The 25,487-nt window shown below is 65.2% G+C and carries 19 protein-coding genes and 1 riboswitch; of the genes, 7 read left to right on the plus strand and 12 right to left on the minus strand.

The genetic code is table 11. The features are described from left to right. Positions 1 to 9: 9 nt before the first annotated feature. Together urtB and urtA are read right to left on the minus strand one after the other, a co-directional pair. Entirely contained in the window at positions 10 to 927 is a 918-nt protein-coding gene (gene urtB / locus IAE40_RS23885) for an urea ABC transporter permease subunit UrtB (RefSeq protein ID WP_054892777.1), read from the minus strand. Positions 928 to 993: 66 nt separating this feature from the next. After that, positions 994 to 2,238 carry an urea ABC transporter substrate-binding protein gene (gene urtA / locus IAE40_RS23890; RefSeq protein ID WP_200603968.1) on the minus strand — a complete coding sequence of 415 codons (1,245 nt, stop codon included), beginning with the start codon at positions 2,236 to 2,238 and terminating at the stop codon, positions 994 to 996. A gap of 318 nt (positions 2,239 to 2,556) precedes the next feature. Between urtA and IAE40_RS23895 the strand changes: the two genes are divergently transcribed. Both IAE40_RS23895 and IAE40_RS23900 read left to right on the plus strand, forming a co-directional pair. Then, entirely contained in the window at positions 2,557 to 5,934 is a 3,378-nt protein-coding gene (locus IAE40_RS23895; RefSeq protein WP_200603969.1) for an ATP-binding protein, read from the plus strand. Further along, on the plus strand, positions 5,909 to 6,610 hold the full coding sequence (locus IAE40_RS23900) for a response regulator (RefSeq protein ID WP_063542561.1): 702 nt from the start codon (positions 5,909 to 5,911) through the stop codon (positions 6,608 to 6,610). Before IAE40_RS23895 ends, IAE40_RS23900 begins: the two co-directional genes overlap by 26 nt. Positions 6,611 to 6,691: 81 nt before the next feature. Here IAE40_RS23900 and rocD read toward each other — a convergent pair whose 3' ends face one another. The 7 genes from rocD to IAE40_RS23935 form a co-directional block, all read right to left on the minus strand. Next, positions 6,692 to 7,882 carry an ornithine--oxo-acid transaminase gene (gene rocD / locus IAE40_RS23905; RefSeq protein ID WP_197893432.1) on the minus strand — a complete coding sequence of 397 codons (1,191 nt, stop codon included), beginning with the start codon at positions 7,880 to 7,882 and terminating at the stop codon, positions 6,692 to 6,694. Between the two features lie 12 nt (positions 7,883 to 7,894). Next, entirely contained in the window at positions 7,895 to 9,013 is a 1,119-nt protein-coding gene (locus IAE40_RS23910) for a succinylglutamate desuccinylase/aspartoacylase family protein (RefSeq protein ID WP_200603970.1), read from the minus strand. A gap of 73 nt (positions 9,014 to 9,086) precedes the next feature. Beyond that, on the minus strand, positions 9,087 to 10,334 hold the full coding sequence (locus IAE40_RS23915) for an OprD family porin (protein ID WP_054892771.1): 1,248 nt from the start codon (positions 10,332 to 10,334) through the stop codon (positions 9,087 to 9,089). Positions 10,335 to 10,453: 119 nt separating this feature from the next. Beyond that, positions 10,454 to 12,091 (minus strand): ABC transporter ATP-binding protein, encoded by a 1,638-nt coding sequence (locus tag IAE40_RS23920; protein ID WP_151926359.1) that lies wholly within the window; start codon positions 12,089 to 12,091, stop codon positions 10,454 to 10,456. Continuing rightward, positions 12,088 to 12,978, minus strand: coding sequence for an ABC transporter permease (locus tag IAE40_RS23925; RefSeq protein ID WP_081255193.1), 891 nt, complete (start codon positions 12,976 to 12,978; stop codon positions 12,088 to 12,090). Before IAE40_RS23925 ends, IAE40_RS23920 begins: the two co-directional genes overlap by 4 nt. Further along, complete coding sequence (locus IAE40_RS23930; protein WP_063542551.1) at positions 12,975 to 13,916, minus strand: ABC transporter permease; 942 nt, start codon at positions 13,914 to 13,916, stop codon at positions 12,975 to 12,977. The genes IAE40_RS23925 and IAE40_RS23930 overlap by 4 nt, the downstream gene beginning before the upstream one ends. Positions 13,917 to 13,950: 34 nt before the next feature. Continuing rightward, on the minus strand, positions 13,951 to 15,474 hold the full coding sequence (locus IAE40_RS23935; protein ID WP_200603971.1) for an ABC transporter substrate-binding protein: 1,524 nt from the start codon (positions 15,472 to 15,474) through the stop codon (positions 13,951 to 13,953). A 416-nt stretch (positions 15,475 to 15,890) separates the two neighbouring features. On the opposite strand from IAE40_RS23935, the gene IAE40_RS23940 reads away from it, so the two are divergent. Together IAE40_RS23940 and IAE40_RS23945 are read left to right on the plus strand one after the other, a co-directional pair. Then, the gene (locus IAE40_RS23940; protein ID WP_054892768.1) at positions 15,891 to 16,808 is read left to right on the plus strand and encodes a LysR family transcriptional regulator; all 918 of its coding nucleotides are present in this window, start codon (positions 15,891 to 15,893) and stop codon (positions 16,806 to 16,808) included. A 28-nt stretch (positions 16,809 to 16,836) separates the two neighbouring features. Beyond that, positions 16,837 to 18,315, plus strand: coding sequence for a serine hydrolase domain-containing protein (locus IAE40_RS23945; protein WP_200603972.1), 1,479 nt, complete (start codon positions 16,837 to 16,839; stop codon positions 18,313 to 18,315). Positions 18,316 to 18,501: 186 nt separating this feature from the next. On the opposite strand, the gene IAE40_RS23950 is transcribed toward IAE40_RS23945, so the two are convergent. Genes IAE40_RS23950 through IAE40_RS23960 form a run of 3 tightly spaced genes read right to left on the minus strand, consistent with a single transcriptional unit; the run spans position 18,502 to position 21,705 of the window. Then, positions 18,502 to 19,311 (minus strand): nucleotidyltransferase domain-containing protein, encoded by an 810-nt coding sequence (locus IAE40_RS23950; RefSeq protein WP_200603973.1) that lies wholly within the window; start codon positions 19,309 to 19,311, stop codon positions 18,502 to 18,504. A 36-nt stretch (positions 19,312 to 19,347) separates the two neighbouring features. After that, the gene (locus IAE40_RS23955) at positions 19,348 to 20,553 is read right to left on the minus strand and encodes an RtcB family protein (RefSeq protein ID WP_153774431.1); all 1,206 of its coding nucleotides are present in this window, start codon (positions 20,551 to 20,553) and stop codon (positions 19,348 to 19,350) included. 21 nt (positions 20,554 to 20,574) lie between these two features. Continuing rightward, the gene (locus IAE40_RS23960; RefSeq protein WP_200603974.1) at positions 20,575 to 21,705 is read right to left on the minus strand and encodes a slipin family protein; all 1,131 of its coding nucleotides are present in this window, start codon (positions 21,703 to 21,705) and stop codon (positions 20,575 to 20,577) included. A 592-nt stretch (positions 21,706 to 22,297) separates the two neighbouring features. Between IAE40_RS23960 and rtcR the strand changes: the two genes are divergently transcribed. From rtcR to IAE40_RS23975, 3 genes are all read left to right on the plus strand, one after another. Further along, positions 22,298 to 23,887 (plus strand): RNA repair transcriptional activator RtcR, encoded by a 1,590-nt coding sequence (gene rtcR, locus IAE40_RS23965; RefSeq protein WP_200603975.1) that lies wholly within the window; start codon positions 22,298 to 22,300, stop codon positions 23,885 to 23,887. Between the two features lie 323 nt (positions 23,888 to 24,210). Beyond that, the gene (locus IAE40_RS23970) at positions 24,211 to 24,483 is read left to right on the plus strand and encodes a DUF3077 domain-containing protein (RefSeq protein WP_200603976.1); all 273 of its coding nucleotides are present in this window, start codon (positions 24,211 to 24,213) and stop codon (positions 24,481 to 24,483) included. Positions 24,484 to 24,748: 265 nt separating this feature from the next. After that, positions 24,749 to 24,890: riboswitch (FMN riboswitch) on the plus strand. A gap of 79 nt (positions 24,891 to 24,969) precedes the next feature. Next, on the plus strand, positions 24,970 to 25,487 hold a 518-nt coding region (locus IAE40_RS23975), incomplete at its 3' end, for a 3,4-dihydroxy-2-butanone-4-phosphate synthase (RefSeq protein WP_200603977.1).

The following is a 25,487-nucleotide window of genomic DNA, read 5'->3' on the forward strand; positions in this document are numbered from 1 at the left end:
GGCTCGCCTCTACTTGCGCACTTTGATGGAGAACAACCCTTGCGGGCGCAGCATCAGGATCAGGATCACCCCGGAGAGGGTCAGCACCTTGGCCATCGAGCCGCTGAGGAAGAACTCCGAGATCGATTGGGTCTGGGCGATGACGAAGGCCGAGGCCATGGTCCCGAACAGGCTCTGCGCGCCGCCGAAGACCACCACCAGGAAGGTGTCGACGATGTACTGCGCGCCCGAGGTGGGGCCAGTGGAGCCGATGGTGGTGAAGGCCGCGCCGGCCACCCCGGCCACCCCGCAACCCAGGGCGAACGTCATGCGGTCGACCTTGCGCGTGTTGATGCCCACCGCCCGGCTCATCAGGCGGTTCTGCACCGTGGCGCGCACATGCAGGCCCCAGCGTGAGCGATACAGCAGCACGAAGATGGCCGCCGTCAGCAACACGGTCAGGGCGATCATGAACAGGCCGTTGCGCGGGATCTCGATGGCGTCGGTGAGGTTGAACGAGCCCATCAGCCAATCCGGCGGCGTCGCACTGACCTCACGGGCGCCGAACACCGAACGGAAGGTCTGCTGCATGACCAGCGACAGGCCCCAGGTCGCCAGCAGCGTATCGAGCGGGCGCTTGTACAAGCGGCTGATCATCGCCCACTCCACCAGCCAGCCGATGGCACCGGCGACCAGGAACGACAGGGCGATGGCGAAGAAAAAGTAGTACGGCTGGAAGCCCGGGGCGAAGTGGCTGGTCAGGCTGGAGCAGACGTAGGTGGTGTAGGCGCCGATGGTCAGGAACTCGCCGTGGGCCATGTTGATGACCCCCATCTGGCCAAAGATGATCGCCAGCCCCAGTGCCATCAACAGCAGCACGCAGAACACGGACAGGCCGTTGAACCCCTGCATCGCCGCGATGGCACCAAATTCCGATAGCCATTCCATGATGATGGTCTCCTGCTGTGGGATGGGAGCGCCGCGCCCCGGCATGCCAGGGCGAGGGCCGAGGGATTACTGGTAGCCCTTGGGGAAGGGGTTCGGCTCGATCAGGTCGGACTCGTAGACCACCTTGAACTGGCCGTTGGGCTGCACTTCGCCGATGCGCGTCTTGCTCCACAGGTGATGGTTCTCGTGCACCTTCACGTAGCCTTCCGGTGCTGTGGTGAGCTCGATGCCTGGCGAGGCGGCGACCACCTTGTCGACGTCGAAGCTGCCGGCCTTCTCCACCGCGGCCTTCCACAGCCATGGGCCGAGGTAGGCGGCCTGGGTCACGTCGCCGATCACCGCGTCCTTGCCGTACTTGGCCTTGAAGGCCTCGACGAAGGCTTTGTTGTTGGGGTTGTCGAGGCTCTGGAAGTACTTCATCGAGGCGTAGAAACCGGCCATGTTCTCGCCGCCGATCCCCAGCAGTTCGTCCTCGGTCACCGACAGGGTCAGCAGGGTCTGCTTGGCCGCGTTCACGCCGGCGGCGTTGAGTTGCTTGTAGAAGGCCACGTTGGAGCCACCGACCACGGCGGCGAACACCACGTCGGGCTTCTTCAGCTTGACCTTGTTGATCAGCGAGCCGAACTGGGTGTTGCCCAGCGGGTAGTAGTCCTCGCCGACCACCGTGCCGTGCAGCACGTTCTCGATGTGCTTGCGCGCGATCTTCATCGAGGTGCGTGGCCAGATGTAGTCCGAACCGACCAGGTAGAAGGTCTTGGCGCCCTTGGTCTTGGCGATCCAGTCGAGGCTGGCGAGGATCTGCTGGGTCGCCTCCTGGCCGGTGTAGATGACGTTCTTGGACTGTTCCAGGCCTTCGTAGAAGGTCGGGTAGTACAGCAGGCCGTTCTCTTTCTCGAAGATCGGCAGCACGGCCTTGCGCGAGGCCGAGGTCCAGCAGCCGAACACCGTGGCGACCTTGTCGTTGACCAGCAGCTTCTTGGCTTTTTCGGCGAAGGTCGGCCAATCGGAGGCGCCGTCTTCCTGAACCACCTTGATCTGCCGACCCAGCACGCCGCCTGCGGCGTTGATCTGGTCGATGGCCAGGCGCTCGGCCTGGATCGAACCGGTTTCGGAAATCGCCATGGTGCCGGTGGCCGAATGCAACTGACCGACCGTGACTTCGGTGGCAGTAACGGCCAGGCCAGTGCTGTTGGCCTCGTCGGCCAGTGCGCCCTGGCTGAACACGCTCGCCGCCAGCAGCGACAGCGCGGCGGCGCCCAGCGCCAGGCGGCGCGGCAACAGACCTTTGGTGCGGATCAATCGTGGTTCCATGCTGCTACTCCTATGCGGTGGTGGCACCAGCATGGAGCTGCACGACAGCGACAGGTATACGCAGCCTGACGTAGCGGCGTACGTCATTTGACGTAGGGTGAATTGCACCAGCATGGGGCAGGATGCCGGGGCGACTGTCTTTGTGAGTCAGTGGCGGCCTCTTCGCGGGTAAACCCGCTCCCACAGGTACCCCGCTGATTTCGGAGCCTGCGGGGTACCTGTGGTCGCGGCCCCGACAATCCCAGGGCATGAAACTTGCTCGACTCCCAACCACACCCGCCAGGCACGGACCGCCACCACCGCAGGAGCCACCTCACCGTGCCAGCCCCCGGTACCCAGCGCATCGCCAAGATCCGCCGCGACTACAACCGCTGGGTCGCCGACGAGACCATGGAGGACTACGCCCTGCGCTACACCCCCAAGTCGTTTCGCAAATGGTCGGAAACCCGCATCGCCAACACCGCCCTGGGCGCGGTGTCGTTCCTGGCCCTGGAAGCGATCGGCGGGGTACTGGCGCTGAGCTATGGCTTCACCAACACCTTCTGGGCGATCCTGGCGGCGAGCCTGGTGATCTTCTTCACCGGCCTGCCCATCAGCTACTACGCCGCCCGCTACGGTGTGGACATGGACCTTCTGACCCGGGGCGCCGGCTTCGGTTACATCGGCTCGACCATCACCTCGCTGATCTATGCCAGCTTCACCTTCCTGTTCTTCGCCCTGGAAGCGGCGATCATGGCACTGGCCCTGGAGATGTACTTCCACATCCCGCTGGCCTTCGCCTATGTCATCTGCTCACTGCTGGTGATTCCGCTGGTCGCCTATGGCGTGACCCTGATCAGCCGCCTGCAACTGTGGACTCAGCCCCTGTGGCTGGTGCTGCTGGTGCTGCCCTACCTGTTCGTACTGCTGAAAAACCCCCAGGCCTTCAGCGACTGGACCAGCTTCCAGGGCCGTAGCGCCAGCGGCGGCGATTTCAATCTGCTGGCGTTCTGCGCCGCCTGTACCGTGGCGCTGTCGCTGGTGACGCAGATCGGCGAGCAGGTCGACTACCTGCGCTTTCTCCCCGAAAAGACCGCGGCCAACCGCACGCGCTGGTGGGCCGCACTGCTGTGTGCCGGCCCCGGATGGATCGTCCCCGGCGCCCTGAAGATGGCCGGCGGCGCCTTCCTGGCGTTTCTTGCCCTGCAGCACGAGATCCCCATCGAGCACGCCGCCGAACCCACGCAGATGTACCTGGTGGCCTTTCATTACGTGTTCGCCTCACCGGAGTGGGCACTGGGGGCGATGGTGCTGTTCGTGTTCGTCTCGCAGATGAAGATCAACCTGACCAACGCCTACGCCGGCTCCCTGGCCTGGTCGAACTTCTTCGCCCGGGTCACCCACAGCCACCCTGGGCGCGTGGTATGGCTGGTGTTCAACGTGGCGATCGCCCTGATGCTGATGGAACTGGGCGTGTTCGATGCCATCGAGCAGGTACTCGGGCTCTACGCCAACATCGCCACGGCATGGATCGGCTCGGTGGTCGCCGACCTGGTGATCAACAAACCCCAGGGGCTGTCACCGAAACACATCGAGTTCAAGCGTGCGCACCTGTACGACATCAACCCGGTGGGCGTCGGTTCGATGCTGATTGCCTCACTGCTGTCCATGCTCGCCCACGTCGGCCTGTTCGGCGCCCTGGCCCAGGCCGCACCGCCGCTCATCGCCCTGGCCACGGCGCTGCTGGCGACCCCCGTGCTGGCGGTGCTCACCCGCAGCCGCTACTACATCGCCCGCAGCAGCGACCCGCTGCAGTTGCAGCCCCTGACACCGCTCACCCAGGTCACCTGCGGCCTGTGCAGCAACCCGTTCGAAAGCGCCGACCTGGCGTTCTGCCCAGCCTACGCCACGCCGATCTGCTCGCTGTGCTGTTCGCTGGACGCCCGTTGTGGCGACCGCTGCAAACCTCCACAGGCACGGCTGTCGGCACAGTTCGAGAGCCTGCTGCGCTGGCTGCTGCCCAACACCGAACTGCCGCGCCTGCACACACGCCTGATGCACTATCTCGGCCTGCTGCTGGTGTTGATCCTGCTGCTCAGCGGCGCCCTGGCACTGATCTACGGCCAGGCCTCGCAGGCCCTGCCCGTCTCGGCCCAGGCCACCCTGCAGCAAGCGTTCTTCAAGGCCTTTCTGGTGCTGTCGGTGCTGGCGGCGATCCTCGCCTGGTGGACCGTGCTGACCCGCGAGAGCCGCCACGTGGCCCAGGAAGAGTCGAACCGCCAGACCCAATTGCTGATGCAGGAGATCGCCGCGCACCGGGTCACCGACCAGGCCCTGCAGGACGCCAAGGAAGCCTCCGAGGCCGCCAACGCGGCCAAGAGCCGCTACATCACCGGGTTGTCCCACGAGCTGCGCACGCCGCTCAACAGCATCCTCGGTTTCACCCAGGTCCTGCAGCGTGACGCGGCCATGCCGGCCCAGCACCAGGATGCTCTGGCGACCATCCTGCGCAGCGGCTCGCACCTGTTGTCGCTGATCGACGGCCTGCTCGACGTGGCCAAGATCGAGGCCGGCAAGCTGCGCCTGGAGCAGACCGAGATCCCCTTCCCCGAACTGCTCCACGACCTGGAGCTGATGTTCACCCCGCAAGCACGCGACAAAGGCCTGCGCTTTCACCTGGAGCCGCTCGGTGCGCTACCGACGGTGGTACGCGGCGACGAGAAACGAGTGCGGCAAATCCTCATCAACCTGCTCGGCAATGCGGTCAACTTCACCGACAGCGGTGAAGTGCGTCTGCGTGTGGGCTACCTGCGCGAAACTGCGACCTTCGAAATCATCGACACCGGCATCGGCATCGACCCTGGCCAGCTCGAGCGACTCTTCCAGCCATTCGAGCGCGGCGACCTGATGCGCCAGGACAAGGGGGTTGGCCTGGGCCTGACCATCACCCGCATGCTCACCTCGCTGATGGGCGGCGAACTGCAGGTGCGCAGCGAGCGGGACAAAGGCACCTGCTTCCAGGTGCGCCTGTATCTGCCCCAGGTGCGCGCACCGCAGGCGGTGGTGCACGTGGCCCACGACATCATCGGCTACGACGGCCCCCCGCAGCGCGTGCTGGTAGTGGACGACCACGTCGACCACCGCAAGGTGCTCAGCGGCATGCTCACGCCGCTGGGGTTCGAGGTGGTGCAGGCCAGTAATGGCCATGAAGCGATCCGCCAGGTTGCCCTGCTCGGCCCGGACCTGATCCTCATGGACCTGTCGATGCCCGGCATGGATGGCTGGGACACCAGTCGGCTGATCCGTCGCAACGCCTTGTCCAAGGCTCCGATCATCGTCATCTCGGCCAATGCCCTCAACGACGAGCGCGCCCTGGCCAGCACCTGCAACGACTACCTGGCAAAGCCCGTACGCACCCCCGACCTGCTCGAGCGCATCCAGCGCCAGCTCGGCCTGCAGTGGCGCCGCCGCCAGGCCACAGGCGCCTGCACGCAACGCGTGCTGCCGGCCTACGCCGAGCTGGTGGCCCTGGGCGAGCTCAGCGCCATCGGCCATGTGCATGGCATCAAGGCCCGGCTCGATGCAATCCAGGCCGAGGCGCCCGAGACGGCAGCCTTCCTCGACACGCTACGCCCGCTGCTGCGGCAATTTCGCCTGGACGAACTCACCCGCACCCTCAAGGAGGCCGAAGATGAATGCGCTGACCACCGCCCCTGAACCTGGCGTCGTGCTGATCGTAGACGACACCCCGGACAACCTCGCGCTGTTGTCCGACGCCCTCAACGACGCCGGACACATGGTGCTGGTCGCCCTCGATGGCCTGAGCGCACTGAACCGCATCGAACGCCGACGCCCTGACCTGATCCTGCTCGATGCGATGATGCCGGGCCTGGACGGTTTCGAGACCTGCCGGCGCATCAAGGCGCAGCCCGCCAGCAGCGACATCCCGGTGCTGTTCATGACCGCCCTCACCGAAAGCGCACATGTGGTGCAAGGCTTCGAAGTCGGTGGCAGCGACTACGTGACCAAGCCGATCCGCATCGACGAAGTATTGGCCCGTGTTGCCGCCCATCTGCGCACCTCTCGCTCGTTGCTGTCGGCACGCGCAGCCTCGCAGCCTGCGACCCTGAGCCTGGACGATGCGCCGGCCAGCCGGTTGCTGTCGGCGCGTTTCCAGTTGACCGGACGCGAAGTCGAGGTGCTGCGCTGGGTGGCCTGCGGCAAGACCAACCGCGACATCGGTACCATCCTCGACCTGAGCCCACGCACCGTGAACAAGCACCTGGAGCATGTGTACATCAAGCTGGGGGTGGAAACCCGTACCGCTGCCACCGCGGTGGTGCTGGCGGCGCTGAGCCGCGATGGCAGCACCCTGGACAATGTGCTTGCCTGAGCGGGCCTCTTTGCGGACAAGTCGGGGCGCCGAACCGTCGCACCCACAAAGGACGGAGGCCCCCGCGACAGGGTCGATACCTCAGCCCAGCAGGACCTGCTGGATGCGCTCCAGCCCCCAGTCCAACTCGTCGCGGCTGATGCACAGCGGCGGCGCGATGCGCAGCACGGTCTCGTGGGTTTCCTTGGCCAGCACGCCCAGCGCCATCAGTGCCTCGCAGTATGGCCGCGCAGGGCGATCCAGCTCGATCCCGACCCACAGCCCACGGCCACGGATATCACGCACGAACGGGACGGCCATCTCACGCAAGCGCTGTTGCAGGTAGGCGCCAAGCTCGGCACTGTTGTGCGCCAGTTGCTCGTCTTCCAGCACGCGCAGCGCCTCCAGGCCTACCGCTGCCGCCAGCGGATTGCCGCCGAAGGTCGAACCATGGCTGCCAGCATCGAACAGGTCCATCAGCGCATGGTCGGCGATGAACGCCGAGACCGGCAGGATCCCGCCGCCCAGCGCCTTGCCGACGATCAGGCCATCCGGGCGAATGCCCTCGTGCTCGAAGGCGAAGGTCTTGCCGGTACGCCCAAGGCCGGACTGGATCTCGTCAAGAATCAGCAGGGTGTTGGTGGCGTCGCACAGCTCGCGCAACTGACGCAGGAAGCCCTGTGGCGGCACGCGAATGCCGGCCTCGCCCTGGATCGGCTCGATCAGCACGGCGCAGGTATCCGGACCGATGGCTGCACGGAAGCTATCGATATCGCCGAAGGTCGCCGTGTCGAAACCGTCGCTGAACGGGCCGAAGCCATCCTTGTACTGCGGCTCGGTGGAGAACCCGACGATGGTAGTGGTGCGACCATGGAAGTTGTCGGTGGCGGTGACGATTCGCGCCTTGTCACGGGCGATGCCCTTGACCCGATAACCCCAGCGACGCGCAGCCTTGATCGCGGTCTCCACCGCCTCGGCACCGCTGTTCATCGGCAAGGCGGCCTCGAAGCCGGCGATCTCGCACAGGGCTTCGAGGAAGTGACCGAGGGTTTCGGAGTGGAAGGCTCGCGATACCACGCTGACCTTCTGCAACTGGGCGATGGCGGCAGCGACGATGCGCGGGTGGGCGTGGCCATGGCTGACCGCCGAGTAGGCCGACATCATGTCCAGGTAGCGCTTGCCGTCGCAGTCCTCGACCCAGACACCCTGGGCACGGCTGATGGCCACCGGCAGCGGCGAGTAATTGTTGGCGCCGAAGCGCTGTTCACGGTCGATGATACGGGTGATGTTCATGAAAACTCCTGATCAGGCGCTGAGCAGCTTGCCGGTGCGAATGGGGGTGGTGCCGGTGACGCGTCCCAGCGGATCGCCAGGGCGCACGAAGCGCACGTCGCGGCGCATGTACAACACGCCAGCGGTGGCGCTGCGGACCGTGGTCACCTCGCCGCTGAGCGGGTCGATCAGGTCGAACATCGGTTCGCCCGGCTGTACCTGGGTGCCCAGGGCAACGCGGTGCACCAGCACGCCACCGACCGGGGCGATGAACTGCTCGCTGCCAGCCAGCGGGGTGCCCGGCCACAGCAGTTCCGGCAGCGCTGCCGGCTCGCCGCTGATGAAGCCGGCATGGCACAGGTAGTCGATGATCGCGCTGGCATCCTGTTGCGCCAGGGCGCTATCGACGTCGCGCTGGCCACGGTGCTCGACGGTCACGCAGGCATTGCCCAGCGGGATCGGGTAGGCGCCTTGCAGACGCTCGCGCAGGCGCCACCAGATCAGGCTCAGCGCCTCGTCGAACGACAGCGCCTGGGAGTCCACCGACAGCAGCGAAGCCTTCGTGCCAATGTAGCGGGCCAGCGGCTCGACCTGCTCCCAGCTCCATTCGGAGGTGTACAGGTGCATCACCGCCTCACGCGAGCAGTGCAGGTCCAGGACCAGGTCGGCATCGTGTGCCAGCAGCATCAGCCGACGCTGCAGCGACGCCATTTCATCGCGCGGGGCGATCGCCTCCAGGCTTTGCTGCCAGGCGGCGCGCACAGCCTTGAGGTTGTGCTGGGCATCGTCGGTGAGTTCCCCTTCCACCCGCTGCAGGATCGCCTCGAGCGGGAAGGGAAAATCACGGTTGTAGTTGCGCCCGCTGGCCAGTTCGAAACGTCCGCTCGGCGCGCCCATGACGAACTGGGCGAGCCCTGCCGGGTTGGCCACCGGCACCAGGACGATCTGTGCCGTCAGCCGGCCAGCCGCCTCCAGCGCCAGCAGGCGCTGGCGCAGGTCGGTGGCGACCAGCATCGCCGGCGTTTCGTCGGCGTGCAGGCAGGCCTGGATGTACACCTTCCTGGTGTAGACGTCCGGCCCAAAGTGCTCGCTGACGATCTCGCGTTGGGTGCCGTGGGTGGCAGTGAGCAGTGGATGTGCGATTCGTTTCATACAGAATTCCATGGCCGCGGGCGGCGTCGTTCATGAAGCAGAAGGCAAGCCACCTCCCGCAGGAAACCCGGCGCTACCAGAGCGCCCAGGTGTACCCCACGATGAAGCGGTTCTCGTTGATGTCGTTGGCATAGCTGGAGTTGAGCTGGGCGTTGCGCCAGCGCAAGGACAAGCCCTTGACCAAGCCGGACTGCACCACGTAGCCGATATCCAGGTCGCGCTCCCACTCACGGCCCTGCTCGCCGACCAGCTTGGTGGTTTCGATCCCCCAGCCCTGGGCGTAACGCATGCCGAAGGTCAGGCCCGGCACGCCGAGGGCGGCGAAGTCGTACTCGTAGCGGGCATGCCAGGCACGCTCGTTGGTCTGCGAGAAGTTGACCAATTGATACTCGGTGAACAGGTAGGTGTTGGCGCCATCGACATACGGGAACGGGGTGTCGCCGTACTGCTTCTGGTAGCCCACGCCGAAGTTGTGGCCCGCCCACTCGTAGCTGAAGCGGGTGCTCAGCGCGCGGTTGTCGACCTTGCCGGCCAGGCCTGCGCCGTCCTTGTCGGCATCCCAGTAGCGCAACTCGCTGCGCACGGTGCCGGGGCCGAACTTGAAGGCATGCTTGAGGCCGAAGAAGTGCTGCTGGTAGAGGCGCTCGAGCTCGCCGTAGTAGTAGCTCAGCTGCAGGTCCGGCAGCAGGTTGTAGTCACCGCCCGCGTAGCGGAACTGATTGCTGGTGGCGGCTTTGTAGGCGCCGTTCTGGGCGGTCATGCTCATGGTTTCACGGTCGGTCGACTCGCGGTCACGCATGCGGTCGAACTGGCCCAGGCCCAGGGTCAGGTTGGAAATGTCCTTGGAGCTGACGGTCGCGCCCTGGAAGGTCTGCGGGAACAGGCGGCTGGTGTTGGGCTGCAATACCGGCAGCTTGGGCACCTGCTCGCCGACGCGCAGCTCGGTCTTGCTGATGCGCACCTTGCCGGCCACGCCGAGCTTGGAGTACTCGTCGGCGGCACGTCCGTCACTGCCCTTGGGCAGCAGGCCGGTGCCGGAACGGTCGGGGCTGGAGTCCAGCTTCACGCCCAGCATGCCGGTGACATCCAGGCCGAAGCCGACGGTGCCTGGGGTGTAGCCGGAGATGAAGTTGAAGGTGAAACCCTGCGCCCATTCGTCACGCTTGGACTGCTTGGAGGCCTCGCGGTAGTCGCGGTTGAAGTAGTAGTTCTTGGTATCCAGGTTGGCGCTGGAGTCCTTGAAGAAGTCGGCCATGGCCGCCCCCGGAAGGACCGTGACGACGCTCGCGCCCATCAGGATTGTCTTGAAATCTCGGTTCATGTCTGTGCTCCCCACCTTCTTGCTTTTTTCGTTGTTGGATGTTTTGAAGGCATGACTTCCCCCTGGGCGCTCAACCGGGGGTTGGCGCCATCCGAGGAAGGTGAATCAAGGTTTGTGGATCAGCTCGTCGCAGGCGTCTGGCGCAGCCTGAAACCGCCACCTTCGAGCTTCTCCAACGGGCACGACGCTGCCAGCAATTGCCGGGTATAGGCATGCTGAGGGCGATCGAAGATCTCGTCGCGCGGCCCGATTTCCACCACATCGCCCTGGCACATCACCGCGACCCGGTGAGCGATGCGCTCCACCGCTGCCAGGTCGTGGGAGATGAACAGGCAGGCGAATCCGTACTGCTTCTGCAGGCGCTCGAACAGCTCGAGGATCTGCTTCTGCACAGTCATGTCCAACGCCGAGATCGGCTCGTCGGCCACCACCAGGCTGGGCCTGCGCACCAGCGCCCGGCCAATCGCCACACGCTGGCGCTGGCCGCCGGACAGCTCGTGCGGCAAGCGGTCGATCAGGCGCTCCGGCAGGTTGATGTCGTTCAGCGTCGCCAACACCCGTGCGCGACGCTGGGCCGGGCTCATGTCCGGCACATGGCGCAGCGGCTCGGCGAGAATCTGGCCAATGCTCATGCGCGGGTTAAGCGAGGAGAACGGGTCCTGGAAGATCATCTGGCATTGCAGGCGATGGCTGCGATTGGCCGCCTGGGCAATGTCGTGGCCCTGGAAACGGATCTCGCCAGCGCTGGGCTTGACCAGCCCGACGATGGCCCGCCCCAGGGTAGTCTTGCCCGAGCCACTGCCGCCCACCAGCGCCAGCGTCTCGCCCGGCGCGATGTGCAGGTTGGCGCCATGCACCACGCGCCGCGCCTCGCTCTTGCGCCACATCCGGCGCGGGCCGGGATAGGCGATCTGCACGCCATCGATCTGCAACAGCGGCGCGTTGGCCTGCGGCAGTGGCGGCAACTCACCACGGCTGGGCAGCGCTTCGAGCAACTGACGGGTGTACTCGGCACGGGGGTTGAGCAGTACCTGGTCGATCGGGCCCTGCTCGACCTCCTTGCCATTGCGCATCACCACCACCTTGTGTGCATAGCGTGCGACCAGCGACAGGTCGTGGCTGATGAACAGCACCGCGGTGCCCTGCTTGGCGGTCAGCTCGAGCATCAGCTTGAGCACATCGAGCTGGGCCAGGCAGTCGAGCGCAGTGGTCGGCTCGTCGGCAATCAGCAGCGCCGGGCGCAGCAGCATGACCGAGGCGAGCATGATGCGCTGGCGCATGCCGCCAGAAAACTCGTGCGGGTAGGCCTGCAGGCAGCGCTCGGCGTCGCGGATGCCGATGTCGCCGAGCATCTGCAGGCATTTCTGGCGAATGGTCTGCTCGTCGAACTCGGTGTGCAGGCGCATGCCTTCGGCCATCTGCTCGCCGATGCGAAGTGCCGGGTTGAGCGACACCATGGGTTCCTGGAACACCATGCCGATCTTCGCCCCGCGAATCTCGCGCAGGGCTTGCGGGCTCAGGCTGCCCAGGTCCTGGCCCTGGAAGCGGACGCTGCCACCGCATACCCGCATCGGCGGCGGCAACAGGCCGATGGCGGCACGCGCGGCCATGGTCTTGCCGCTGCCGGACTCGCCCACCAGCGCCACGATCTGGCCCGGGGCGATGTCGAACGCCAGGTCATCGACCACCACCGGGCCATCGACACCAGCGCGGATCTTCAGGCCCTCGACGGCCAGCAAGGGTTGGGTCTGGCTCATTGCAGCGTCCTCATGCGCGGATCGAGGCGGTCGCGCAGGGCGTCGCCGGCAAGGTTGAAGGCCAACAGCGAAAGGGCAATGCACATGCCGGGGAACAGCCCCAGCCAGCCCGCGGAGGCAATGAAGGGACGGCTGGCGGCAAGCATGTTGCCCCAGGTCGCAGCGGGTGGCGGCACGCCCAGGCCGAGGAAGCTCAGCGAGCTTTCGGCGAGGATGGTCCAGCCGAACATGCTGGTGGCGATCACACACACCGGCGCCACGCAATTGGGCGCGACATGGCGCAGCATGGTGTACAGCTCGGAGTTGCCGATCACCCGCGAGGCCTCGACGAACTCGCGCTCGCGCAACGACAGCACGCTGCTGCGCACCACACGCACCACCGACGGCGTGTAGGCGATGCTCAGGGCCAGGATGATGCCGTACTGGCTCGGGCCGATGATCGCCATCAGCGCCAGCGCCATGAGAATCCCCGGGAAGGCCAGCAGGGTGTCGTTGATCATCATCAGCACCCGGTCGACGTTGCCGCGCAGGTAGCCGGCGAGCAAACCGAGAATGGTGCCGCAGGTCACCGCGACGATCACCGTCAGCAGGCTCACCCACAGGCTGGTGTGTGCGCCGACCATCAGGCGGCTGAGCACATCGCGGCCGTATTCGTCGGTGCCCAGCCAGTGCGCGGCCGAAGGTGGCTGCAGGCGCGTCAACAGGTCCAGGCGCACCGGGTCGTGGGGCGTCCAGACCAAGCCGAGCAAGGCCACCAGGGTCAGGATCGCCAGCAGGGTCAGGCCGACCAGCGCGTTCAGTTGCAGCGGCCGACGGCGACGAGCGCGCGGGGCCGGCGTGGATGACATGTCCGCAGGGGACAGGGTCGGAGTCTGAGGCTTGCTCATAGCTTCACCCTTGGGTCGAACAGTGGGTACAGCAGGTCCACCAGCAGGTTGACCAGTACGAAGATGAAGGTGACCAGCAACAGGCAGCCCTGCAGCACCGGGTAGTCGCGACCGAAGATCGCATCGACCATCAGGCGCCCGATGCCAGGCAAGGTGAACACCGTTTCCAGCACCGCGATACCGCCCAGCAGGTTGCCCAGGATCAGCCCGATCAGGGTCATGGTCGGGGCGAAGGCGTTGCGCAGGGCGTGCTTCCACAGCACTGCGCTTTCCGACAGGCCCTTGGCCCGGGCATGGGTGATGTATTCCAGGCGCAGCACCTCGATGGCGTTGGCCCGGGCCATGCGGGTGATCGCACCGATCTCCACCAGGGTCAGGGTCGCCACCGGCAGGATCATGTAGCGCATCGACTGCCAGGCGTCCTGGTCGAAACTCACGTAGCCCACGATCGGCAACCAGCCCAGCTTGATGCCGAAACCATAGAGCAGCAGCAGGCCCAGCCAGAACGACGGGATCGACAGCAGCAGGGTGGCCACCGCCACCACCGACAGGTCAAGCGAACCGTTCTGTTTCCAGGCCGCCAGCATGCCGGCGGGCACCGCGATCAGGCTGGCGAGCAGCACGGCGATCAGCACGATGCTGGAGCTGACGCCGAAGCGCTCGAGCATCATCGGCAGTACCGCTTCGCGGGTGGTGATGGAATGGCCCAGGTCGCCACTGAGCACGGCCTTGAACCAGATCACGAATTGCACCGCCATCGGCTGGTCGAGCCCCAGGGCCTGGCGAGTGCTCGCCAGGCTCTGTTCGTCGGCCATGTCACCGAGCATCAGCAGTGCCGGATCGCCCGGAATCAGCCGAATGATGGTGAACACCGCTACCGCGATCAGCAGCAGGGTCGGGATCGCCATGCCCAGCCGCTGAAGGATGTACCGAAACATGTCAGCTCTTCCCCTGGTTATCGAGGCTGATCATCTACAGGCGCGGCTTGGACACCGGCCATGGGCGCTGGCCCTGCACATACTCGCGGGTCACGGTGATGGCATTGCCGTTGTACAGCGGGATCAGCGGCAGGTCGCGCAGCATGTCCTTGTGCAGCTCGTCGAACAGCGCCTGGCGCTTGGCCGGCTCGCCTTCGCGGCGGGCTTCGGCGATCAGTTCGCGGGCCTTGGCGTCATCCCAGACCTTGCGCGGCTCCTTGCTCTTGTCGCCGGCGGCAGCGTCGTAGTTCAGCGCCGGGTCCAGGCGCTCGGAATAGGTGGAAACCATCACCTGGTAGTTACCGCTCTGGTAGCGCTCGAGCTGGGTGCCCCATTCCATGGTCTGCAACTGGATGTTCAGGCCGACCTGGCTGGCCATGGCCTGCACATAGACGGCGATGTCGAACATGTTCGGGTAGCGCTTGTTGGTGATCAGCTGGATCGGCTGGCCTTTGTAGCCGGCCTCCTTGAGCAGCCGTTTGCTTTCTTCGGGCGAATAGCCCCAGCCCTTGTCCTGCGCCGCGGTGTGGTAACGGCTGCCCAAGGCGACCATCGAAGGGTTGGGCTTGGAGCGGCCTTCGGTCAGCGCGGTGACGATGGTGCTGGTGTCCAGCGCGTGGGCCAATGCCTGGCGCATGCGCACGTCGGAAAACAGCGGGTCCTTGGTCTGGAACAGCACGGCGCTGGTCGACATGGTGGTGCTCGCCGAGATACGCACGCCAGGCAGCGCCTCGAGCTCCTTGGCTTCCAGGGCACTGACGTCGTTGAGCATGTCGACGTTGCGCGACAGCAGCGCAGCCTTGGCGGCGGCCGGATCCGGGATGATGGTCATGTGCACGCGGTCGAGGGTGGTCGACTTGTTGCCGGTATAGCCATCGGCAGCCTCGTCACGCGCCTTGTATTCGGCGAAACGGTCCAGGTCGACGTATTGACCCGGCTTCCAGGTCGCCAGCTTGAACGGGCCGGTGCCGATCGGCGTGGTCCACTCACCATTGACCACCGAGTCGGGGTGTATGATGCCGCTGCCACCGCACTCGGGCAGCGCCATGCTGGCCAGGAACAGGGCGTTGGGCTGGTCGAGGGTGAAGACTACGGTCTGCGCGTCAGGGGCCTTGATATCGACGATCTTCGCGCCGCTGTGGCCGTCGAACGACGCGGTACAGCGCCACTGGGTGGCCGGGTCCATGTAGCGCTGCCAGGTCCACAGCACTTCCTTGGAGGTCAGCGGCTTGCCGTTGTGGAAGGTGACGCCGTCGCGCAGCTTGAAGGTGTAGGTCAGGCCGTCGTCGGAAGTGACGACCTCCTTGGCCAGCAGCGGGCCGACGCTTGCGTCTTCGCGGAAGGCGACCAGGCCTTCGAACAGGTGCAGCACCACCGCATCGGAGTTGGTGTCGCGGTTCACGCCTGGCTGGGTGCTGCGGATGTCGGCGTTGAGGGCGACATTCAGGGTGTTTTGTGTCTGAGCGTTGGCGCAGATGGAGGCCATCAGGCCAGTCATCAGAATCAGAGTCTTGTTCAAGTTATTCCCCTCGGGCTCGAGATCCAATGCAGTCGGCGGCAGAGTCGTGAAAGGTTGCGCCCCGATCCGGGAACTCGTTGTTGTTGTTATGACCGTGGCTCTGGGGTGACGTACGCCCGAGGCCCGGTAGCGATGCCTGGCGCATCCTGTCTCAGGTGGCGTCGCTGCGTAAGCACAAAAATTCCGATCATGAGTGGCATAGCCAATCACGCTGATCGCAGACTTGCCGTGCACCCCTGCCAAAAACTTTCGGCAAAGGCCATGCTGCGCTGGTCATAACGGGCTCTTCGCCCAGAAACACCTGATCCAATAAAGCTATCGGGATCAGCAAAAGCGCACTGACGGCAAATTCGATCGCTCTCTAACATGGCCCCATCAAGCACGGCCCCCACGCACCCTGCGGAGTTCGAACAATAATGACCCTGACCCACCTGCGCGCCTTCTGCTCCGTGGTCGACATGGGCAGCTTCCGGGCTGCGGCCCGCGCACTGAACATCGCGCAAAGCACCCTCACCCAGTCGGTCCAGGCCCTGGAGCGCGAGCTCGGCGGCCCGTTGCTGCACCGCACCAACCAGGGCATCCGGCTCAGCGACTCCGGCCAGCGCTTCATCGCTCATGCCCGCGCCATCCTGATGGACTGCGACCGCGCCGTGGCTGACGTCCGTGCACTGGTCGAACCCCAGGGCCATGTGGCCCTGGGCGTCACCTCCGAACCGCTGGCCGAACTGCTGGTGCCGGTGTTCGAAAGCTTTACCTCGCAGCACCCGCAGACCCGCCTCGAGGTGACCAGCGGTTCGACCAAGATCCTCATCGAGAAACTGCGCGAAGGCCGCCTGGACTTCGCCCTGTGCGCCCTGCCCGCCCATGTCGATGAAATCGACCTGTCCATCCAGCGCCTGCACGCGTCCCGCGCCGGGGTGATCGCACGCAAGGATCACCCACTGCGTGATGCACGCTCGGTACGCGACCTGACCCAGTGCAAATGGATCAGCGTGCGCCGCGACGGCCTGGTCGGTGGCACCGAGGGCCGCCTGATCGAGCTGTTCCGCGCCCACGGGCTGGGCATGCCGAAGATCGGTATCACCACCGAATCGCTGCTCGAGACCCTGCATATCGTCGCCGAGACCGACTACCTGACCATCGAGCCGGCGATCATTCCGTCGCTGAAACTGTTCTCCTCCTCGCTGGTGAAGATCCCCATCGAGGAGCGCCTGAGCCACCGCGACGTGGCCCTGATCACCCGCAAGAACGCGACGCTGACCAGCGTGGCCCAGGTCTTCATCGGCATGCTGGTGTCCTACAGCCGATTGGTCCACCCGCGCACCGCCGACTGAACAACGCCCCGCATCATGAGGAATACCCATGCCCCAGCCAATCACCGCCGATCAGCCTGCCGCCCATGACCTGCCCCGTGGGCTGCCCTCCAGCGTCGGCATCGACGGCTTCGGGGTCGCCGCCTTTCTCGAGGCGGTGCAACAGGCCGGGCTCGAACTGCACGGGGTGATGCTCGAGCGCGACGGCGTGCTGGTAGTGGACGCCTGGCGCTGGCCGTACGATTCGCTGACCCCACGGGTGACCCACTCGATCACCAAGAGCTTCACCGCCTGCGCCATCGGCCTGGCCATCGACGAAGGGCTGCTGCGCCTGGACGACCCTCTGGCGAAGTTCTTCCCGCAAGCGGCGGCAGGCGCCACCGACCCACGCGCCGCGCAAATCACCGTCGAGCACCTGCTGACCATGCGCACCGGCCACGGCGGCAACACCTCCGGCTCGATCTGGCGCGGCATCGACGGCAGTTGGGTCGAGGAGTTCTTCCGCATACCGCTGACCAGCGCGCCGGGCACCGACTTCGTCTACACCAGCGCCGCCAGCTACATGCTCTCCGCAGTGCTGACCCAGGTTGCTGGCGTCACCCTGCATGACTACCTCAAGCCGCGCCTGCTCGAGCCGCTGGGCTTCGAGGCGCAGCACTGGGACATCAGCCCGGAAGGCATCAGCCCCGGCGGCAACGGCCTGACGGCGCGGCCTGTGGATGTCCTCAAGCTGGCCATGCTGCACCGTGACGGCGGGCGCTGGAACGGCGAGCAGGTTCTGCCGCAGGCGTGGGTGGAGGCGGCAACGCGCGCCCAGGGTGGCGAGGGCAGTCGCTATGGCTATCACTGGTGGACCGACCGACCGGCGAACGGTTACAGCGCCGTGGGCGTGTTCGCCCAGATGGCCGCCGTGATCCCCGGCGAGCGCGCCACGCTGGCGGTATTCGGCGCAATGGAGAAGTCGGCGCAGGTGACGCCCTTCATCGATCGTCATCTGAGCGCGGCGCTGCGCGGTGAACAGGCTGGGGCCGCAGGTGACGAACGGCTACGCGAGGTGCTCCAGCGTTTCGCCGAAGAGCAACCACTGCGCTCGCTCGCACGTCCGACCCAGCCGCTACCTGCACGAATGAGTTTTGCGCTCGAGGCCAATCCGTATGGCATCGAAACGCTGAACCTGTTGCAGGCCGGCGAGCGGTTGGTGATGGAGTGGGTAGAGGCGACGGGCAGCGAGCGCATCGAAGCCGGGATCGATCATTGGGTCGCGGGCACCAGCTCGTTGCCGGGGGCACAACTGCACCATGGCTATGCACTGCGCGATGCACCGGTGCTGGCGACGGCGCGCTGGGTGGCGGCAGATCGACTGGAGCTGGAATGGGTGTACCCGCGCTCGGCATTCCGCGATCGGGTGTGCCTGAGCTTTGCAGGCGAACGGGTTTGCCTGGAGCGCAGCGTGAACATCAACAGCGGCATCCGTGCCTGGGAGCCGCTGTATGGAATGAGCACCCACAACCCGACCCGACACGTGTAGCAACTGTCTTGCTCAAAATCTAAAGACCAGCCCAATCCCTGTGGGAGCGGCGGTTCGGCGCTCCGACTTGTCCCGCGAACACGGGCGGAGCCCGTGCCAGGCAGCGCGGTGTCCTTTTCGCGGGCAAGCCCGCTCCCACAGATTGTGGGGCAGCCCAGATGCTGCGCCAGCCTCGAAATCACAGGCTCAACCGTACTGCGCCTGAAACCGCCCGACCGTCTCCAGCAGAAAGCGATCCAGCACTCCAGTGTCGCTGCGCTCGCCACGCGCCACCTCGACCGTGTCGGCCCGCGCCAGCTCGGCCTCGATGAACCGGTGCAGCACGTCATCCCGCGGCCCGTGCTGCGTCTCGCCCGCCCGGCGCTTGCGCTCGAGCAACTGATCGATCGCCTGGCGCACATCCGCCTCATCGACGGTTCGCTCGAGCAGTGCCGTGAACGCAGTCGGAGGCATACCCAGGCCCTGGTCGATCCAGCGCACCGCCAGCAACGGGCGGATCACGTAGAGGTACTTCTTCAGCCGCACCGTGTCACCCGACAGATAGCCGCGCAGGTTCTTGCGGGCCATCGACAGGTAGTGATGGCGCACAGCGCGTGGCGAATAGAACGCACGAGCCAGCGCGCCCAGTTGCTCACGGGCCTGCTCGTCGGCCCGGTACACCAACGGCGAGCCCAGCCACTCGAGCAGGCTCGGATTGGCACCTCGCAGCAAACGCAATGCCTTGCGCAACTCCCAGCCACTGACGTCCAGCTCATCGCTCAGGGGTCGCTCGATCACATCGCGCGGTTCCTCCACGCGCAGGTACCACTCGGCACGCTGCACATAGACGAAACGCACGCCGTAGTCACTGTCCGGCGAGGCGAAGCCCCAGGCGCGGCTGCCGGACTCGCAGGCGTACAGCACAGTCACGTCATGCTCGCGCTCGATGCGCTGAAGTTCTTCGAGCACCCGCATGCGCATGGCGTCGGACAGTGGATGTGGGTCGTCCTGGTACATCTCTTCACTCCTTGTCAGGGCGCCGCTGGCGCCGCTTCAACCTTTCACACACACCACCTGACGCAGGGTGTGCACAACCTCCACCAGCTCGCGCTGGGCATGCATGACCGCATCGATATCCTTGTAGGCCATCGGAATCTCGTCGATCACACTCTTGTCCTTGCGGCACTCCACATGGGCCGTGGCACGCTGCTGGTCCTCGACGGTGAACAGGTTCTTGGCCTTGGTCCGGCTCATCACCCGCCCTGCACCGTGGCTGCACGAGCAAAAAGCCTCTTCATTGCCCAACCCACGGACGATGAAGCTCTTCGCGCCCATGGAGCCGGGAATGATGCCCAGCTCACCCTTCTGCGCCGATACCGCGCCCTTGCGGGTCACCAGCACTTCGCGCCCGAAGTGTTGCTCACGCTGCACATAGTTGTGATGGCAGTTGACCGCCTCCAGGCTGGCCTCGAAAGGCCTGCCCAGCACCCTGCGGGTCGCTGCCACCACCGCCTGCATCATCAGTTCGCGATTTTGCCGGGCAAAGTCCTGCGCCCACTCCACCGCCTCGACATAGTCGGCGAAATGCCGGCTACCTTCCTCGAAATAGGCCAGGTCCTTGTCCGGCAAGTTGGCCAGGTGCTGACGCATGTCGGCCTGGGCCAGCTCGATGAACAGGTTACCGATGGCATTGCCCACCCCACGCGAACCGCTGTGCAGCATGAACCAGACCCGGTCGGCCTCGTCCAGGCAGACTTCGATGAAGTGGTTACCGCCGCCCAGGGTGCCGAGGTGGCTGCGGTTGTTGGTCTTCTCCAGTTGCGGATGCTTGTCGGTGATCACCTTGAAACGTCCAGCCAGGCGGCCCCAGGTCTGGTCGGCCTGGCTCGGCACTTCGCCCCAGGCGCCCTGGTCACGACGACCGAACGTCTTGCCATGGGGCACGGCCTTCTCGATGGCACTGCGCAGGCCATGCAAGTTGTCCGGCAGGTCGCGCGCGTGCAGCGAGGTGCGTGCGGCGATCATGCCGCAACCGATGTCCACGCCAACCGCTGCCGGGATGATCGCACCCACGGTGGGGATCACACTGCCGATGGTCGAACCCTTGCCCAGGTGCACGTCCGGCATCACCGCAAGGTGCTTGAAGATGAACGGCATGCGTGCGGTGTTCATCAGTTGCCGACGCGCGTCGTCCTCGACCGGCACGCCATCGGTCCACAGTTTGATCGGCTTGCCGCCGGCCACTTCCAACAGGTTCATGTCCTTGTTCCTCGTGTTCGATCAGCCTGCCTTGAGGCTGACCAAGCCATTCAATACCTGATCCAGACCACCGAATACCGAGATCCGGTCGATGCGTTCGGCCACCCGCTCCAGGGTTTCCAGCTCCTTCAGGCGCAGGGCCGTCGGGCTACCTTCCATCACCTTGGCGGTGTTGAGCAGCGAGCGCGTCGCCTGGGTTTCCTCACGGCGACGAATCACGTTGGCCTGCGCCGCCTTTTCCGCCTCCACTACTTGCGCCAGCAGGGTCTTCATCTCGCCCGGCAGGATGATGTCGCGCACCCCGAGGCTGCTGATTTCCAGACCGCTGCCCGGCAGTTGCGTCTGCAGGTGGCGGCTGATGCTGTCGTCGATGAACTGCTTGTCTTCCAGCAACTCATCCAGGGTCCGAGTCCCCACGGCGGCGCGCAGACCGAATTGCAGTTCACGGTACAGGTGCTCCACCGGTTTGCTGAAGCGTGCATGGGCCATCAGCACGTCGGCGTAGCGCCAGTTGGCGACCAGGTTCAGACGCAGGTTCACCTTGTCGCGGGTAAGGATTTCCTGGCCGCCGACCTCCAGTGCCTGCACACGGGTGTCGACGTTTTCCACCGTTACCTGGCTACCGCAGCGCCAGAAGCCATACTGCCCGGCTTCGAGCAAGTCGAACACGGCGCCGTCGATCTTCAGCACGCCGACATGGAACGCCGGCACGCTGACCAGCAACACATGCTCAAGGCCGGCCATGCCCGGACGGTTCAAGCGTGCGAGCAATGCAGGCGCAACGCGCCGTCCGCCACTCAGGTCGACTCGCTCCAGGGTCTGCCGGGCCTGGCCCTTCCAGTACAGGCGACGGCTGTCCGGTGCCAGCAGCTCGACCAGCCGACCGTCCTCGAAACGCAGGCCCAGCTCATGCTCGCCCAGGTCCATGCGCTCGAAATACTGCTCGACCAACTGCGGCTGGTGCTGACGCAGGTAGCCTGCCAGCGGATGGTCGAACAGCGGGGAATTGAGGCTGAAGGTCTGCACCGCCAGCCGGTCGCGCCAGTCGACACGCGAATACTGCCCAGGCTCGAGGATGGCCTCGAAGTCGCCTTCATCGAGCAGCAGGCCACGTTCGTTCTTCTTCACGACAAAGCGTTTGAACAATTTCATCTTTCTATCCTTTTCATCCATATCCAGGGTTGCCGGTGGTGCCGGCGCACCGGGCACTGCGGGCGAGACCTGGCGGAGTCAGGCACCGTGAGCAGGGCTCAGGCGGCGTCCTTCGTTGCGTCAGGTCCGGCCGGCAGGCCGGGTGGGCCGGCGGTGGTGCAGGCGTCCGTGGCCGTCGAGGGGCCATCCTGGCCCTGCTTGCCTGACCTGCACCGCACCAGCGGGTGTTACGTTCACAGCTACCTTAGGAGGGTAGTGCCGGGGCTTCCCGGCGAGCGTCTGTGCAGCCGTTTCACGGGTACTGCACAGGGCGACCGGTCGTTGCAGCGGCGGCATGCACGACACCGACACCTGAGTGGGTACGTGCACCAGCGGGGTCACAACCCCTTGCCCTTGGGCCTGCCTGGCGATTCGGTCGAAAGGGATATAGCGAGCAGCGTGCCAGCTTTTAAATACTGTTCGATTTGTTTTTTAAGTTATTGATTTTTAACGATTTATTTTTTCCATTCGGTTTTCTGACAATTTCAGCGGCAGCAGGAAACCCGAACATTCATATATGATTGGATAACACTTTATCTTTTGGGATAAATCCATGAGCAAAGCTCTTGTTGCTATCGGTTTTCTCGGCACTACCCTCGACCGTAATGGCAAGGGCGCCGCACGCTGGAACCGCTGGCGCCCCACGATCGGCCTGTGCCGCCAGCCAGACCTGCCGCTCGATCGCCTGGAGCTGATTCACGGCCCCGGCGTACGCGACATCAGCCTGGCCGAACGCATCCGCGCCGACGTACAGCAGGTGTCACCCCACACCGAGGTGCGGCTGCACCCGCTCAGCCTGCGTAACCCATGGGATTTCGAAGAGGTCTATGGCGCCCTGCACGACTTTTCCAGCGGCTACCCCTTCGACACCGAGCGCGAGGACTATCTCGTGCATATCACCACCGGCACCCATGTCGCGCAGATCTGCTGGTTCCTGCTCACCGAAGCGCGCTACCTGCCCGCACGCCTGGTGCAGACCTCGCCCTCACGCAAGCACGACGAAGCCAGCGACCCAGCAGGTATCGCCACGCTGATCGACCTTGACCTGTCGCGCTACGACCTGATCGCTTCGCGCTTTCGCCGCGAGCAGGTCGAAGCGCAGTCGCTGCTCAAGTCCGGCATTGCCACGCGCAACGCGGCATTCAACCGCACCATCGAGCAGATCGAACGCGTCGCCCTGCGCTCGAAGGCACCGATCCTGCTGGTCGGGCCTACCGGCGCCGGCAAGTCGTTCCTGGCCCGGCGCATTCACGAGCTCAAGCGCGGCCGGCACCAGTTGCAGGGGCGGTTCATCGAGGTCAACTGCGCGACCTTGCGCGGCGATGGCGCGATGTCGACCCTGTTCGGCCATGCCAAGGGCGCCTTTACCGGTGCGCAGAACGCCCGCGATGGCCTGCTGCGCGCCGCCGACGGCGGCATGCTGTTTCTCGACGAGATCGGCGAGCTTGGTGCCGACGAGCAGGCCATGCTGCTCAAGGCCATCGAAGAGAAGCGCTTCTTCCCGCTGGGCTCGGACCGCGAAGTGCAGAGCGACTTCCAACTGATCGCCGGCACCCATCGCGACCTGCGCGCCAAGGTCGCCGAAGGCTCGTTTCGCGAAGACCTGTTCGCCCGTATCAACCTGTGGACCTTCGCCCTGCCGGGGCTTGCGCAGCGGCGCGAAGACATCGAGCCGAACCTGGACTTCGAGTTGCAGCGCCATGCCCGCGAACAAGGCCGACAGGTGCGTTTCAACCTGGAGGCCAAGCGCAGCTACCTGGCTTTCGCCCACGCCAGCGAAGCCCGCTGGGCCGGAAACTTCCGCGAGTTGTCGGCCTCGATCACGCGCATGGCGACGCTGGCCGACAGCGGGCGAATAGACGAGGCCCTGGTGGCAGAGGAGATCGAGCGTTTGCGTCATGCCTGGGGGCTGGAGGGCGAGAGCGAGCCGGTACTGGCCGGGCGCGAACTGGACCTGTTCGACCAGGTGCAGTTGCAGGCGGTGATCGACGTTTGTCGCCGCGCAGCAAGCCTGTCCGAGGCCGGGCGCCAATTGTTCGCGGTGTCGCGCCAGGAGAAGGCCAACCCCAACGACGCCGATCGCCTGCGCAAGTACCTGGCGCGATTCGGGCTGGATTGGCAGCAGGTGAAGGGTCAGGGGTGATAGCTAGGCCGTAGGACGTTTCCCAATCTGAAATCAAATGCTTCGGGCCAAGTGGGCTTGGGAAGTATCCTACTCGCCTTGCCGAAGCTTCTCTGTTGTCGGGAAATCACCTCAGGAATAACGTCCCTGGGTCGCGATGTTTGCGGCCGGGTGTGAGAACCCGTTGATGAGTAAACGAGCATGTCTTTATGGCAGCCGCGCGCGGGCAGACTTCGGTCTGGCCGAGTTTTCTTTGCTCCCTCGGTTTTCTCACCCCGCGCGCGGCCGCCACCCAAAATCCTTGAGAAAGATGTGGCGGCTCCCTTGCACCAAGGAGTAAAGCCATGAAAAAGATCGTCCCCGACCCACCTCTCCTGACTGCCGGCCTGGAAACTTTCAATGAATCCGGCAACCCGCCTGTGGAGATGTTCCGCATCCTGCCCGGCATTCCCGCCGAACATGCCTACGACGAAGTGATGAACCTGCTTGCCTGCATCCGCCACCTGCTGCACGAAGGGCTGATGGAGCAGGACGCCCGGCTGCTGACCGCCGCCGACTACCTGAGCGCCTTTGCCAAAGCGCTGATGACGGATGTCGAGCGCGGCAGGCTGCACTGACCTGTAGGCAACTGTCTGACCCAAAATTTAAAGTTCAGCCCAATCCCTGTGGGAGCGGCGGTTCGGCGTCCCGACTAGTCCCGCGATCGGGCGCGCAGCGGCCGTAAAACCAGGCCCCGAGGTGTTTCAGGAAAAGATAGTCGCCTGGATTGCGGCCGCTGCGCGCCCGATCGCGGGACAAGCCCGCTCCTACAGGGATCGAGGGGGAAGCGGGCATCGACTTAAGCAGGGCTTGCCAGCAAACGGTCGGTTTGCGGTATGCTCCCCCGGTCTTCAGGGCGGGGTGAAAGTCCCCACCGGCGGTAAATCGAAAGATGAGCCCGCGAGCGCCCCGGCCATGCCGGGGGTCAGCAGATCTGGTGAGACTCCAGAGCCGACGGTCATAGTCCGGATGAAAGAAGGCGCAAGCGCGGGGCCATCGGGCGCCCTTGCGCGCGCATTTTGTTCGCCCCGAGACGTTCATCGATCATTCACGAGGAGCGTTTCATGTCCACCTTGCACCACTCGAAATTCCCCAACGTCACCGCCGCCATCGCCGCCTTCCAGGCCGGGCGCCCCGTGCTGCTGCTCGACGACGATGATCGTGAGGACGAAGCCGATATCGTTGCCGCTGCCGAAAACCTGTCGCTGCAGACCATGGCCATGATGATTCGCGATTGCAGCGGCATCGTCTGCCTGTGCCTGGACGAAGCCACGGTCGACGCCTTGCAGCTCGCACCCATGGTGCAGAACAACCAGGCCCGCCACGGCACCGGCTTCACCGTCACCATCGAGGCGGCCGAGGGCGTGAGCACCGGCGTGTCAGCGCAGGACCGGATCACCACCATCGAGGCCGCACTGCGCTCGACCGCCGAGCAGCGTCACATCGTCAGCCCTGGCCATGTGTTCCCATTGCGTGCGCGTGATGGCGGCGTGCTGACCCGTCGCGGCCATACCGAAGGCTCGGTGGACCTGGCGCGGGGGGGGGGGGGGGGGGGGGGGGGGGGGGGGGGGGGGGGGGGGGG

It is taken from the genome of Pseudomonas sp. S44, assembly GCF_016624805.1.
Lineage (GTDB): Bacteria > Pseudomonadota > Gammaproteobacteria > Pseudomonadales > Pseudomonadaceae > Aquipseudomonas > Aquipseudomonas machongensis.

Excerpts from the sequence above, each read along its gene's own strand:
- urtB (WP_054892777.1), bottom strand. The coding sequence starts at position 927 with ATGGAATGGCTATCGGAATTTGGTGCCATCGCGGCGATGCAGGGGTTC.
- IAE40_RS23950 (WP_200603973.1), bottom strand. The coding sequence starts at position 19,311 with ATGTACCAGGACGACCCACATCCACTGTCCGACGCCATGCGCATGCGG.
- rtcR (WP_200603975.1), top strand. The coding sequence starts at position 22,298 with ATGAGCAAAGCTCTTGTTGCTATCGGTTTTCTCGGCACTACCCTCGAC.
- IAE40_RS23910 (WP_200603970.1), bottom strand. The coding sequence starts at position 9,013 with ATGAAACGAATCGCACATCCACTGCTCACTGCCACCCACGGCACCCAA.
- IAE40_RS23970 (WP_200603976.1), top strand. The coding sequence starts at position 24,211 with ATGAAAAAGATCGTCCCCGACCCACCTCTCCTGACTGCCGGCCTGGAA.
- IAE40_RS23955 (WP_153774431.1), bottom strand. The coding sequence starts at position 20,553 with ATGAACCTGTTGGAAGTGGCCGGCGGCAAGCCGATCAAACTGTGGACC.
- IAE40_RS23945 (WP_200603972.1), top strand. The coding sequence starts at position 16,837 with ATGCCCCAGCCAATCACCGCCGATCAGCCTGCCGCCCATGACCTGCCC.
- IAE40_RS23940 (WP_054892768.1), top strand. The coding sequence starts at position 15,891 with ATGACCCTGACCCACCTGCGCGCCTTCTGCTCCGTGGTCGACATGGGC.
- IAE40_RS23925 (WP_081255193.1), bottom strand. The coding sequence starts at position 12,978 with ATGAGCAAGCCTCAGACTCCGACCCTGTCCCCTGCGGACATGTCATCC.
- IAE40_RS23930 (WP_063542551.1), bottom strand. The coding sequence starts at position 13,916 with ATGTTTCGGTACATCCTTCAGCGGCTGGGCATGGCGATCCCGACCCTG.
- IAE40_RS23960 (WP_200603974.1), bottom strand. The coding sequence starts at position 21,705 with ATGAAATTGTTCAAACGCTTTGTCGTGAAGAAGAACGAACGTGGCCTG.
- IAE40_RS23915 (WP_054892771.1), bottom strand. The coding sequence starts at position 10,334 with ATGAACCGAGATTTCAAGACAATCCTGATGGGCGCGAGCGTCGTCACG.
- urtA (WP_200603968.1), bottom strand. The coding sequence starts at position 2,238 with ATGGAACCACGATTGATCCGCACCAAAGGTCTGTTGCCGCGCCGCCTG.
- IAE40_RS23920 (WP_151926359.1), bottom strand. The coding sequence starts at position 12,091 with ATGAGCCAGACCCAACCCTTGCTGGCCGTCGAGGGCCTGAAGATCCGC.
- rocD (WP_197893432.1), bottom strand. The coding sequence starts at position 7,882 with ATGAACATCACCCGTATCATCGACCGTGAACAGCGCTTCGGCGCCAAC.
- IAE40_RS23900 (WP_063542561.1), top strand. The coding sequence starts at position 5,909 with ATGAATGCGCTGACCACCGCCCCTGAACCTGGCGTCGTGCTGATCGTA.